9 protein-coding genes and 2 pseudogenes are annotated in these 12,909 nt (G+C 56.5%); 4 read left to right on the top strand and 7 right to left on the bottom strand.

Features of this window, described 5'->3' with window-relative positions:
* Nucleotides 1–8 precede the first annotated feature (8 nt).
* Nucleotides 9–659 (bottom strand): thiol:disulfide interchange protein DsbA/DsbL, encoded by a 651-nt coding sequence (locus U5J94_RS00055; RefSeq protein ID WP_322563602.1) that lies wholly within the window; start codon nucleotides 657–659, stop codon nucleotides 9–11.
* A 131-nt stretch (nucleotides 660–790) separates the two neighbouring features.
* Here U5J94_RS00055 and U5J94_RS00050 point away from each other — a divergent pair.
* Nucleotides 791–1,282, top strand: a pseudogene (locus U5J94_RS00050) (Crp/Fnr family transcriptional regulator); the annotation flags it as partial.
* A gap of 251 nt (nucleotides 1,283–1,533) precedes the next feature.
* On the opposite strand, the gene ccsB reads toward U5J94_RS00050, so the two are convergent.
* From ccsB to U5J94_RS00030, 4 genes are all read right to left on the bottom strand, one after another.
* Nucleotides 1,534–2,712, bottom strand: coding sequence for a c-type cytochrome biogenesis protein CcsB (ccsB, locus tag U5J94_RS00045; protein WP_322563600.1), 1,179 nt, complete (start codon nucleotides 2,710–2,712; stop codon nucleotides 1,534–1,536).
* A 20-nt stretch (nucleotides 2,713–2,732) separates the two neighbouring features.
* On the bottom strand, nucleotides 2,733–4,748 hold the full coding sequence (locus U5J94_RS00040) for a cytochrome c biogenesis protein ResB (RefSeq protein WP_322563599.1): 2,016 nt from the start codon (nucleotides 4,746–4,748) through the stop codon (nucleotides 2,733–2,735).
* 391 nt (nucleotides 4,749–5,139) lie between these two features.
* Nucleotides 5,140–5,757: a c-type cytochrome gene (locus U5J94_RS00035; RefSeq protein WP_322563598.1), complete on the bottom strand. Its 618-nt coding sequence runs from the start codon at nucleotides 5,755–5,757 to the stop codon at nucleotides 5,140–5,142.
* A 52-nt stretch (nucleotides 5,758–5,809) separates the two neighbouring features.
* Entirely contained in the window at nucleotides 5,810–6,115 is a 306-nt protein-coding gene (locus tag U5J94_RS00030; protein WP_322563597.1) for a c-type cytochrome, read from the bottom strand.
* 177 nt (nucleotides 6,116–6,292) lie between these two features.
* Here U5J94_RS00030 and yihA point away from each other — a divergent pair, with 177 nt between their 5' ends.
* From yihA to U5J94_RS00015, 3 genes are all read left to right on the top strand, one after another.
* Nucleotides 6,293–6,934, top strand: coding sequence for a ribosome biogenesis GTP-binding protein YihA/YsxC (yihA, locus tag U5J94_RS00025; protein ID WP_416224128.1), 642 nt, complete (start codon nucleotides 6,293–6,295; stop codon nucleotides 6,932–6,934).
* 327 nt (nucleotides 6,935–7,261) lie between these two features.
* Nucleotides 7,262–8,548 (top strand): hypothetical protein, encoded by a 1,287-nt coding sequence (locus U5J94_RS00020; RefSeq protein ID WP_322563595.1) that lies wholly within the window; start codon nucleotides 7,262–7,264, stop codon nucleotides 8,546–8,548.
* Between the two features lie 284 nt (nucleotides 8,549–8,832).
* The gene (locus tag U5J94_RS00015) at nucleotides 8,833–9,357 is read left to right on the top strand and encodes a porin family protein (RefSeq protein WP_322563594.1); all 525 of its coding nucleotides are present in this window, start codon (nucleotides 8,833–8,835) and stop codon (nucleotides 9,355–9,357) included.
* Between the two features lie 283 nt (nucleotides 9,358–9,640).
* Here the strand turns inward: U5J94_RS00015 and U5J94_RS00010 are convergent, their stop codons facing one another.
* On the bottom strand, nucleotides 9,641–11,641 hold the full coding sequence (locus U5J94_RS00010; RefSeq protein ID WP_322563593.1) for a choline BCCT transporter BetT: 2,001 nt from the start codon (nucleotides 11,639–11,641) through the stop codon (nucleotides 9,641–9,643).
* A 136-nt stretch (nucleotides 11,642–11,777) separates the two neighbouring features.
* Nucleotides 11,778–12,909, bottom strand: a pseudogene (locus U5J94_RS00005) (hypothetical protein); the annotation flags it as partial.

Raw genomic sequence — 12,909 nt, 5'->3', positions numbered from 1 at the left:
GAATCGAACTATTCAGTCTTTTCATTCAGTAATTGCTTTACAACACCCAGCATTGCATCGTGACCACCCGACATGGGGCCGTCGGTAATATATTTGCCATCGATGATCAAGGTCGGGACACCGCCGGTGCCGTATCGCCTGGTCAGCTCAATCGCCCGGCGAACTTTACTGTCGACCGCGAACGAGTTGAGTGTGTTATTGAAACTTTCGGCGTCGACACCAAACTCGGCAAAAAAGGCTTCCGCTTCACTGCTGGTATGAATATGCTGACCTTTTTCATGGATCCGCTCAAACAGAGGTTCGTGGATTTTATCAAGCACACCCAAAAGCTCGGCGGTATAGAATAGCTTGGCATGGAAGGCCCATTTGGGATTGGGTTGCCCGGTCCGCGGATGCATGAATACGGCCGGCACGCGTTCGAAGCCGACGTTTTCCGGCTTGCTCTCGACCCAGTTGTTGATTTTCGGCTCGAAGTTATAACAGTGCGGGCAGCCGTACCAGAACAGCTCCACGACCTCCCGGGGCTTGTCCGTCAACTTCCCCACCGCCGGCGAGATGCTCCGATATTCGATCCCCTCGGCATACTCCGCTGTCGCCGGCGCCGTGCTCAGCAGAGCCAGGACCAAAATCGGTGCCCATGTACGCAAAATCATTTTCATTAATCACTCCTCTCATACCGCTAATAATTATCAGACTATTCAAACTCACTACACGAAGCAAGTGACAGTCCCTCGATTCCCCTCACAACCCGCATCCGGTAAGCTACACCCTGCACAATGAGGAGATTGCCATGCCAACGAAAAAACCTGCCAAACAGATCGACATAGCCGATTTTCTCAACCAGCAACACCTGTGTGAATCACTCACTCTGAATGAAGTCAAAACCCTGATGGAGTTCACCGAGCCTGTTTTCTTCAAAAAAAACGAGGTCATCGCGGATATCGGCGAAGTCGGCGAGGCCCTGTTCTTTATTATAAAGGGTGAAGTCGCTCTGTTTTTTGAAAATCACAGTAAAGATGTGGAAATCGGCCGCCTCAAGGAGGGCGAGGTGATGGGCGAGATGTCCTTTTTTGACCGCCAGGCCCGCTCCGCCCGGATCCGCGCCAGCGCCGGCGACACCCGCCTGCTCAAACTGACCCGCACCCTGTACAACCGCCTGCGTGTCGAGCACCCGTTCATCGCCGTCAACCTGCTGGAGCACGCTATTATCAGCCTGGACCACCTGTTCCGCCGGCTGAGCCTGGATATCGCCAGCTTCAACCAGTACATGTACGGCAACGGACCCATCCGCCAGCCTCTTCTCAAGTCCGGTTATGAACGCGGAGGTCGCAGAGACGCGGAGGCGCAGAGTTTTGTGAATTGGGCCCGGAGACCTGTATCAACTACTGATTTATCGGGGCAACATGATGGCAAGTCATGTTCTCACACCCAGCTAAACACCCCCTCCTTCACGAAAGAATAACATTAAAGTTCTTTCTCCGCGTCTCTGCGCCTCCGCGTCCTCTGCGTTAACACCAGAGAACGGAAAAAATGTTACAGCTCGCCGTAGGAATGCAGGCCGGAGAGGAACATATTCACACCCAGGAAGGCGAAGGTGGTGACGAACAGGCCGATGATCGCCCACCAGGCCAACGGGGCGCCACGCCAGCCCTTGGTCAGGCGCAGGTGCAGCCAGGCGGCATAGTTAAGCCAGACGATCAGTGCCCAGGTCTCCTTCGGATCCCACGACCAGTAACCGCCCCAGGCCTCGGCGGCCCACATGGCGCCGAGCACGGTGGCGACGGTGAAGAAGGCAAAGCCCAGCGCGATGGTCTTGTGCATCACGTCATCCAGGATATCCAGCGTGGGCATGCGCGCCACAAAGGTGCTTTGCGGGTTCTTCTGCTGACGCCAGTCGACCAGCAGATAGGCCAGTCCCAGCATGGCCGCCAGGGCAAAGGCGCCGTAACCCACGAAGTTGGCCGGAACATGGATCTTCATCCAGTAGCTTTGCAGGGCCGGTACCAGCGGCTCGATTTCGTGCGCGCCTTTTTCGAAGTGATACCACAACAAAAACGCGATGGAAGCGGAAATGATCAGCAGTGCAAAGCCGCCCATCGCCCTGGTTTTGGTGCGCGCTTCATAAAACAGATAGATCAACGCGGTAATGATCGCGAACAGGATAAAGACTTCATACAGGTTACTGACCGGGATATGACCAATGTCATGACTGATCAGATAGGATTCGCGCCAGCGCACCATCAGGCCGACAAAACCCATGGTGGTAGCGACCCAGACCATCGAGCTGGCGATGCGCCCGACAAACTCGTTGGGTTTTGCCAGATAGACAAAGTAAACCACCGTGGCCATGACAAACAGGGCACTCATCCACATGGTGGCGGACTGGCTGGAGAGCAGGAACTTGAGGAAGAAGTTCTGCTCGGCCTGCCCCAGATCATTACCATAGAGACTGACGGCGAACAGACTGATCGCGGCAATGGCGATCATCAAATAGCGGGTCGCTTTCCAGTACCAGCCCAGGGCGATCAATGCCAGCGCGGTACCAAACAGGATACCCACTTCGTAATGGTCCATCAGTGCCGAGTATTTATTCCAGGCAAAGCCGGCACCGAACAGCAGGACCGCTGCCCAGATCCAGTCGAACAGACTCAGCTGTTTAAAGAAGGACTGTTTGCCGAAGCTCTCGTTCAGTTGTTCCTTGGTTACCGCCATATGCTGTCACCTGTCTGTCGTTATTGGCGCGACGCGTAATGTTGCTCCAGCTCGTCGCCAAGCGTATCGAAAACCTTGCTGAAATCACGTTGATTCCGGTTACCCATGCCAGCCAGCATAACACGGCTGCCCTGGCCTTCCGGACGAATCATCACCCACAAGCGCTGGTGAGTAATATAGAACATCATAAACACGCCGATGATCAACATAACACAGCCGAGATAGACCACATTTTTACCGGGTGATCGGGTGATCTGCAAGCCCGAGGCCTCCCGTAAATCAAAATTGGTTAACTGCAAATAGAACGGCGAGCCGTATGGCCCCATAGATGCCAGGGCATTCACCGCATCCTCGAACCAGCGATCCTGTTCGGCAGTAATACCCTCTCCAGCGACGGCTCCCTCATTCTCCAGTAACTCCCAGTACATGTTTTCCAGCACCGAGTTGAGGATCTTCAGATAGGTTTCCGCCACCTGCATCTGCTGCTCTTCAGGCACGGTCTGCCGAATGCGTTGATCGATCGCCTGATAGCCCCCCCGGGTAAATTCGCTGGTCAGACGCACCATGGAAGTGACAATGTTTTGCAGCATGTCTTCGTCCTGGGTATCTGCCGAGGACATGGCCTGACTGGCACTCTGTTCTGCAATCCGGCGAACCCGCTCTTTGTCATTCAGCCAGGCGTGAAAACGCATAAACCGGTCAATGGACATCTTGTCATCGGCCGGAATATGCAGATACCGGAACGGTTCCGCCTGACGTTCACGCATCCCGCTTAAAAAGTAATAGTGCCCTTCCTGCTCTACCGGCGCCATGTAATTCACATATTCACGCGCCTCACCGCTGGGGCGACGCAACTTGAAGGTAAAACTGGGGCCGAAATTGACAAACTTTTTGTCGCTGCGGCCCATTTCACCGCCGCGGACCATGTCAGTCCCGCTAACCGCTTCACCGCCCTGTTCCATTTCGCCGCTCGCGCTCACCTGCTCGGCGGGAAAAACATTAAACTGCTGAAAATTCTCGAACTCGATCGTCAGGGTGCCGTCCGGGGTCTCGATCTGGCGCCGGGCATTGACCTTCCCCACCAGCTCCACCGGTTCGGGAGCCGCGTCAAACAACGGCCACGCGTTGAGCGCCATTTTGGTGCCCCCGTCGGCAAAGCTGGCCTGGTAAATAGCATAGCCGCGGTAAATGAGCGGATGATTCACCGCGATGGTCTTCTCCAGCGGCGTATCCAGTTGATCATCATGAATCAGCAAATCACTTTCAAACGACTTGGGCTGGCCGGAATCATAATACCTGACCCGAAACTCCTTGAGCTCCACTGCAAACGGCAGCTCCTGCACCAGATAGCCGTCACGTATGTTCAGAAACACCAGATTACTAATGCTGTCCTCGGGCAGGGTGATACTCCCGCGAAAGGACCAGTTGTCCCGCGGGCCCAGGCGACTGACATCAGGCACTTCGCTGGCGGAAATATCCCGGGTTTCCAGTTTGAGTTTGCCCAGCCACTCTTTCATCGACAAATTAAGATTGCCGTCCATCAGGCCACCCACACAAATAACCACGATACCTACATGGGTGAAAAGATAGCCCAGCCGGTTCATATGGCCCTTCATGAAGGCCATGACAGTCGTCCCTTCCGCCGTCTTGCGGCGTACCCGATAGCCTTTATTATTCAGGTAGCGGGCAAAGGTTTGTTCCACCGCCTCGGGGGAATCGTTCAGCGTCCACTCGCGAAAATTGCGCATTACTCGCAGGGACTTTTCCTTCATGCTCAGGCGGTAGTGGCGCATGTCGCGCAACATCAGCGGCCCATTGCGATAGATACAGACGCTGGTACTCAACAGCAAAAAGCCGAGCAACAATAAAAACCAGAGGGCGCTGTAGACATCGTACAGATCCAGCGCCTTGAATATCGCGTGCCAGTAGGGGCCGAACTTGATGATGTAGTCCTGATAGGGCTGGTTTTGCTGCAGGACCGTCCCGATCACCGAGGCTACGGCGATTACCACCAGCATGGTAATCGCGAGATTCATGGACCCGAGGAACTCCAGCCACAAGCGGACTGGTTTTTCTGGTTTTTGTTGTTGGGATTTACTCACCATCACTCGCCAATATAACTGTCAATTTGGTGCGCTACGCTATCACACATTCGGGCAAATTTAACCGCGGGATTATTCAGGAAGTATGATCCGCCAATCTCCCTGTACCGGAGTTCCCGTACTGCACACTTTGAGCACTGTCAGAATACGGTTGATGTGGTATTAGAATTGTTACCGCCGCGGATATCCGCACTGACACAAATAAGTCACCGCCACGCCGGGTTAGTTCCGCAATTCGAAAAAAACCTGTATACCCACGCAAAAAAGGGCGGAAATCCGCCCTTTTTATTACTGCCGTTTGAGTAAGCCGATCAGCAGTCGGAGATCAATGCAGGCCGGAAATGTAAGAGGCAACCGCCTTGATTTCCCTGTCGCTCATGTTCGAAGCGATATCCTGCATCATCCCGCCCATATCATTGGTGCGTTTGCCGCCACGAAAATCCTCCAGGGCCTTCACCAGATATTCGGCGTGCTGGCCACTTAACAGCGGAAAGTTCGCGGCCGGATTGCCGGCCCCGGTCGGACCGTGACAGGCGATACAGGCGCTGACGCCTCGTTCGCTGTTGCCACCGCGGTAGATTTTTTCACCCAACACCGCCAGTTCCTCGTCGGCCTGTCCCAGGCTCACAGACTGCTTGGCATAGTAGGCACCCAGATCCGCCATGTCCTGCTCACTCAGGCCGGCCACCTGACCCGCCATAATGGGATCAGAACGGGTCTCGCCCTGCTTGAAGTCCGCCAGTTGCTTGGCTGTGTACCCGGCGTGCTGACCGGCCAGCTTGGGGAAATTGGCAACAGCACTGTTGCCTTTCGCCCCGTGACAGGCGGCGCAGGACTGGGCCTTGGCTTCTCCTGCACCGGCATCCCCGGCCGGAGCCGCGAATGCAAACGCCGGTGCGAGCAGGGAAGCCGCGAGAATACTAACGAGCGTTGTATACTTCATTTGTGATTAAACCAACCTTACGATTATTGACAAACTGTTCGAACTCAAACGTTTACTGAACTTCGGAAAGCATGTAGTCCACAGCCGCCTTGACATCGGCATCGCTCAGATCTGCACGACCCCCCTTGGCCGGCATGGCATTGAATCCGTTCAGCGCATGGTTATACAGCGTGTCCTTGCCTTTTGCCAAACGATCACCCCAGGCGCTCTTTTCCAGCTTGGGTGCGCCGGCAGCGCCGGTGCCGTGACAGGCAAAGCAGGCCTGTTGATAAACGTTCTGACCTTCGGCCGCCTGAGCAACGGAAGCCAGACCCAGCATGGCCAGAGATACGACAGTACCGGTAATTACTTTTTTCATTGTCTACTCCTAATAGCTTCAAGCTTATGTTGATGATACGGATAAAAGTTTGACCATGACGCCATCCCCAAGTTCGCCATGCTAGAATCCCGTAATAAAGCGGCTGACTATATATCAGCCGCCCGTAATCTGGTCAAGGCGACCTATTATACCCCAGAGCCACCACGAAACCCACTATTGAGCCCCGTGAGCAATCAACTCAACCACTTACGCCGCCCCTACGCCGAAATCCGCTTTCTGCTCAGCGTCCCCCAACCGCATCAGGCCCCGGCGGACAGCGGTGCCGAAGTGGCATTCGCCGGGCGTTCCAATGCCGGCAAGTCCAGTGCCCTCAACGCCCTGACCGGCCGCAAGGCCCTGGCCCGCACCAGTAAAACCCCTGGGCGTACCCAACATCTGGTCTTTTTCGCTCTGGACGATCGGCGCCGGCTGGTGGATCTACCCGGCTACGGCTTTGCCCGGGTGCCCGAGGCGGTCCAGCGCCAGTGGGGCGAGACCATGGCCACCTATTTGCAGCAGCGCGAGTCACTGGCCGGACTGATCCTGCTGATGGACATCCGCCATCCCCTGACCGACTACGACTGGCAAATGCTCGATTTCAGCCGTCATGCCGAGCTGCCGGTGCACATCCTGCTGACCAAGGCCGACAAGCTCAAACGCGGCCCGGCACAAAATACCCTGCTGGCGGTGCGCAAACAGCTTGCCGACTACCCGCAGACGTCCCTGCAGCTGTTCTCGGCCACCAAAAAACAGGGGCTCGAGGAGGCATTAAACGTGGTCAACCGCTGGCTCGACCTTGAGCCGGATCAAGGGAAATAAAAAAAACCCCGGAACAGGGGTTGGGATGTGGGGAATTGCGTCATTCCGGGGCCAAATTCGCCCGGCATTGGGGACCGGGCCTTGAATCCCGCTCTGGGTAAAGCGGGGTCAGACCGTTACAGCGTAGTGCGCAAACCGTTCCGGTAACAGGCGGCGATTGTGAACGTTTGTTAAATCTTTGCGCCACCCGCCCGATTCAGTTTCATTTCAGAAAAACCCGCTAGACTCTCCCGACAAGCAACCGATCCGCCCGGACTTGCCATAACCGAAGAGTTATCCCGGGCCGGCTCGATAAAACAACTTGCCACTGCAACGGGGAGAACGACCATGCTCAAACGCTTTCATCTGCACACGCTGTTCAGCAGTTTGCTGCTGCTGATTCTGTTACTGCCCGAGGCGAACGCCATGCCGGCCTTCGCCCGCGACTACAAAATGTCCTGCGCCACCTGTCACGCCGCCTTTCCCAAACTGAACGAGTTCGGGGAAAGTTTCGCCGACTCCAACTTCCGCCTGCCCAACTGGAAGGACAACACCGTGGCCACCGGCGACGACATGCTGGCCCTGGCCAAAACCCCGCCGATCGCGTTTCGCGCCCAGGCCTTTGCCCAGGCGCGCGATGCCGAGGCGATCGACGTAGGCACTGGCGAGACCACCGAAGTGGACAGCGACTTCCAGTCGCCCTATCTGATCAAGATGCTCTCCAGCGCGCCACTGTCGGAGCACATCACCTATTACTTTTACGCCATCTTCGCCGAGAAGGGCGACAACGGCCAGACCATCGTCGAGGATGCCTGGTTCTCCCACGATGCCCTGTTCGGCTCGGATGTGGGCATGATGCTCGGCCAGTTCCAGGTCTCGGATCTGATGTTCCCGCGCGAGACCCGCCTGACCTTCCAGGACTACATGGCCTATCGCATGGCCGGCATCACCTATGATCGTGGCACCATTTTTGACACCAGCGCCGGGCCGCTCGATCTGGCCATCGGCCTGGTCAACGGCAACGGCATCAAACAAAACCTCACCATCAACAGCCCCGGCTATCAACGCGCGGATCACCTGTTCGATAACGACACCTCCAAGGCGGTGTTCGGCCGCATCGGCGGCGATATCGGCCCGGTGGCGGCCGGCCTGTTCGGTTACAGCGGCCAGCAGAAAAACGTCGATCTGACATCAATTGCCGGCACCGGCAGCGGTGATCGCGACACCGACAAGAACATCGTCGGCCTCGATTTCAACGGCAAGATCGGCAACAAGACCTACTGGTTTGCCCAGGCCCTGTGGAACGAATGGGACGGCTTTATCGATGAAGACCAGAAATACGAGTGGTTCGGCGGCTTTGTCGGCATCGACTACATCCACAGCCCGCGCTGGGCCCATTCGCTGCTGTATAACTACGCCGACGCCGGGGATCTGGAAAACACCGATACCATCTACGAAGGCATCGCCATGGAGACCCTGACCTATACGGCGTCCTATTACTTCATGCGCAACGTCAAGGGGGTGATCGAGCTCAACGCCGATCTGCAGGACAAGGTAGAGAAAAGTGGCACCTACTGGACCGGCCACCTGACCAATGAAAATTATCTGCTGCTGGGCTTTGATGCCGCATTTTAAGCACTGATGCCAGAGGTCACGGCTGAGAACCTCCGTATCGAGAGGTAAATAATAAGGACTCTGCAAATACCCGATCAGTGTGAACGTTGCCAGGCGCCCCGCGCCTGCCAGGACCTGTGTAAAGACCTTCCTGCGTGCTAGACGGTCCTGGCTGGCGCGGGGCACCGCTCACCTGGCGGGTATCCGGCTCGCCGATTTAGCCTGAAAATAACCCCTTTATTACTTGAAAGATTATTGATTTAAAATCATAATCTTAAAGACACTTCTTAAGGGGATTACTAATAATGAAAAAACTCATCAGCTTCCTGGCGCTCGCCCTGTTTGCCAATCTGGCGCTCGCCGCCGAAACCGAGCAGTACCTGGGGCTGGATTACTCCTGGGGCAAGTATGAAACGTCCAATGGTTCTATATATGATCTGGACGGAGTGCGAGTGCGCTACGGCAAGTATCTGGTGCCCCATTTTGCCCTGGAGGCCCACTTTCTCTATGGTACTTCCGGTGACAATCTCATTCATGGGACCGATGCCGGTGGCAAGCTGCACAACAAACACACGACCTCGCTTTTCCTGCGTGGCGATATCGGCGATACCTACAAACTGTATGCCCTGCTCGGCTGGTCACACAGCACCTTTGAAGTCAGCGGACTGGGTATTCAGCCCAAAGAACGCGAGTCAGACATGTCCTATGGGGCGGGCATCGAATACCTGGTTTCACAAAGAACGGCCATCGATATCAATTACATGATGTATCACGATGAAGATTATCTGGAGTTTACTGTTACAAGTTTCGGGATAACACAGCGCTTCTGACCTGATACCTGAATAACCTGTCCGGGGGCAAAGCCGCAAACGGAGCCTGCATGATTTGAGCGGGTTTCCGCCGGGGCAAAAAAATGCCCCGGACGAAGTGGGGATAAAGCGCCGTCCGGGGCCTTCAAAATAGCCCGGCTTGGGGAAACCGGGCTTTTAATTCCCACTACAGGGAGGGTTGCGGGAATAAGCGCATTACTGCGCTCATTAATTCTGACATGCCGGGGCGGGGAAAGTTCCGGATCAGGTCACAAACTCGCAAGCCTCCCGGCACCTCGGGGCATCAGCGGGTCAGATGCAGAAAGTGCATGTGCTTCTCATACTGACCCAGCACATCCCCGATCACCTGTTCCTCGACATAACCCCAGATGTCGTAATGCTGACTGCCTTCAGCCAGATAGACCTCGGCACGATAATAACGCTTGCTCGCATCCGGCCCGGCGGCGTCGAACTCGGGAAACGCGAAGGTCGGCAGCAGATGCCCGGCGGCATACACGCCGTAAGTAAACTCCGGCTCCTCCCCGTGTTTGACCCGCAACGCCACACTCTTCTCTTCCTGCTGGACCTCGACCTCCACCTCGGCATCCACCTTGCGGATCTCCTCGGCAACCTTCTCCAGCGCCGGCTTGACGGTGCTGGTCAGAAAGTTGAGGACCTCGGCTTTTTTCGGATGGCTGATCAGTTTTTTCAGCCGCTGCTGCCACTGGACCTTGCTCGAGGAGACCATCGGCGTCGCCGGCACGGTCTCAAAGGCCAGACGCTTCATCCCCTCCATGCGCAGCCCTTTCCACAGGCCGTAACAAATAAACAGCATGATGGCGCTGAACGGCAGCGCCCCGGCGATGGAGGCGGTCTGCAGGGCGGTCAGACCGCCGGCCAGCAGTAACACGGCAGCCACTACCCCTTCGCTGAGCGCCCAGAAGATGCGCTGACGCACCGGCGGATCGGTATGCCCGCCGGAGGTGATAATATCGATCACCAGGGATCCCGAGTCCGAGGAGGTAACGAAGAAGGTCACCACCAGCAATGTGGCAATCCCCGAAGCCAGCATCGACCAGGGCAGCTGGTCGAACATGGCGAAAACCGCAATTGACGCATCCTCGGACACCGCCCCCGAGACCACCCCGGCCAGCTCGCCCAGCTCCATGCTGATCGCCGTACCGCCGAAGAAGGTCATCCACATAAAGGTGAAACCGACCGGCACGAATAATACCCCAAGGATAAATTCACGAATGGTGCGCCCGCGCGAAACCCGTGCGATAAACATGCCGACAAACGGTGACCAGGCCATCCACCAGCCCCAGTAAAAGAGTGTCCAGCCGCCAATCCAGCCATTGGGATCGTAGGCGTACAGATTAAAGGTCATGCTCACGACTTCACTGAGATAGCCTCCGGTGTTCTGTACCAGGGTATGCAACAGGAACAGGGTCGGCCCGACGATCAGCACAAACAACAGCAACAAGATCGCCAGCACCAGATTCAGTTCCGAGAGCCGCTTGATGCCGGCATCCAGCCCCGCGACCACCGAGGCGGTGGCAAAAACGGTAATCACCGCGATAAGCCCGATCTGTACCGGCACTGACTGCGGGATATCGAACAGGTAATTGAGCCCGGCGTTGACCTGTAACACGCCCAGCCCCAACGAAGTGGCAACACCAAACATGGTACCGAGTACCGCAAAAATATCGACCATGTGGCCGATCGGCCCGTAAATGCGTTCGCCGATGAGGGGATAAAGCGCCGAGCGAACGGTCAGCGGCAGATTGTGCCGGTATCCGAAATAGGCCAGCGACAAACCGACTACGGCATAAATCGCCCAGGCATGCAGTCCCCAGTGAAAGAAGGTAATCGACATCGCCTGACGTGCCGCCGCGGCATCGCCGCCCTCACCTACCGGCGGACTGGTGAAATGCATCACCGGTTCGGCCACCCCGAAAAACAGTATCCCGATCCCCATGCCGGCGCTGAACAGCATGGCAAACCACGAGAGGTAACTGTAATCCGGATCGGAGTGATCCGGGCCGAGTTTAATCTGCCCATAGGAACTGATAGCCAATGCAATGCTGAACACCAGGAACACCGCCACCGACAACAGGTAGTACCAGCCGAAGGTAGCAATAATCCACTGCTGGACATCATTGAAAACTTCACCGGCGAATTCCGGCACCGACGCGCCAAAGATCACGAACGCCAGGATTAATGCGGCGGAACCATAAAAAACCGGGGGATTGATTTGTGATTTTTTCTTTTCAGCGCCGGCCTCGGCGCTTTGATTATTATTCACATTTGCCTCCTCATGGGTGATCACGCAGAACGCCTGATCGCGATGTCGTCCGAGTATAACGCGCACGAGCAGAACAACAACCCGGCCAGGAGTGACGCCATGCGCGGGTTAGTCTGGCACACCTCTCACTGAAGGGTTAAGGCGCATAATCCTGTAGCAGTTGCTCAAGACGCCGGGTGATCCGCTGCCAGCGCCCCGAGTCCATCGACAGGCCAAGCAGTACAGCCGTGAACTGGCTGGAATAGGGGGTGTCGTCCACCGGCGTGGCGGCAATGACTTCCAGCCGTTCGCGGGTGGCATGGTAATGCTCCACCAGAAAATCGATCATCGACTCGCTCAGCGGCACCCGATACATTCGCGTGATACGCAACGCCAGATGTTCGGCACTCTTGCCCAGCTCCTCGCGTACCTCTCTGACCGCGGCAGCACCCAGCCCGGCCTTGGCATCGGCGCTGAATCCGGTTTCCAGACCACCGAGGTAAGCCGCACGACTGCTATCGATCGCCCGCTGGACGCTGGCATCGGCAAGTTGCACGTATGGCTGCAAAATAAGTGTTAAGCGAATTGCCAGCCGCTTGAGATCATCACGCTGCAACGGCCGTCCACCGCGCTGCAGACCGGCCTCGCTATGCTGATAATCGAGATCCCGCATATATTGGCAAAACTGACGGGCCACCTCGATCTTCTGCGCATCATCCAGGGCAATCGACTCCTCGCGAATGCGCAATCCCCGCGCGCGCCGGCGAGGCAATTCGAGACGCTTTTCGTCCGGAGAATAACGCCGACGCAACTCTTCCCAGCGCTGCAAATCGCGGACATAACGCTCCCGCCATTTGTGCAGCTGCTCACCGGCACGCCGACTCTGGCGCACCAGCTCCAGAATCGTTTTCAGATGCTGCCGGGTGCGGGCATCCGGCCGTTCCTGTGATACCAGACGTTCCAGTCCTTCGGTCAACTGGTTCACCAGCTCTTTCGGCAGCAGCCTGCTAACCGACTCATCAAATCCCAGCTCGGGGTAGTCCGTCAGCAGGGCAGCCAGGGCATGCAAACGACTCAGGGCCATCGCCTGACTGACACTGTAACGGCTGCGCGCCGCCTCTACCTCATCCAGACTGCGTTCCAGTTGCCAACCTCCTTCATAGTCGATCACCAGCCGGGTGATCTCGCGGCCGCTGAGTAACTCGAACACCAGTACCAGCAGCTCCTGGACATCTTCCTGCGCCATCAAATCCAGGCTGTGCTCATCGGCGGCGGAGAAAATGGCGCCC

Origin of the sequence: Thiohalophilus sp., from assembly GCF_034522235.1 — a bacterium.
Taxonomy (GTDB): domain Bacteria; phylum Pseudomonadota; class Gammaproteobacteria; order UBA6429; family Thiohalophilaceae; genus Thiohalophilus.
This window is presented reverse-complemented; position numbering and strand designations above follow the sequence as displayed.

Coding starts and splice junctions, on each gene's coding strand:
- U5J94_RS00055 (WP_322563602.1), bottom strand. CDS start 659: ATGAAAATGATTTTGCGTACATGGGCACCGATTTTGGTCCTGGCTCTG.
- ccsB (WP_322563600.1), bottom strand. CDS start 2,712: ATGGCGGTAACCAAGGAACAACTGAACGAGAGCTTCGGCAAACAGTCC.
- U5J94_RS00040 (WP_322563599.1), bottom strand. CDS start 4,748: ATGAATCTCGCGATTACCATGCTGGTGGTAATCGCCGTAGCCTCGGTG.
- U5J94_RS00035 (WP_322563598.1), bottom strand. CDS start 5,757: ATGAAGTATACAACGCTCGTTAGTATTCTCGCGGCTTCCCTGCTCGCA.
- U5J94_RS00030 (WP_322563597.1), bottom strand. CDS start 6,115: ATGAAAAAAGTAATTACCGGTACTGTCGTATCTCTGGCCATGCTGGGT.
- U5J94_RS00020 (WP_322563595.1), top strand. CDS start 7,262: ATGCTCAAACGCTTTCATCTGCACACGCTGTTCAGCAGTTTGCTGCTG.
- U5J94_RS00015 (WP_322563594.1), top strand. CDS start 8,833: ATGAAAAAACTCATCAGCTTCCTGGCGCTCGCCCTGTTTGCCAATCTG.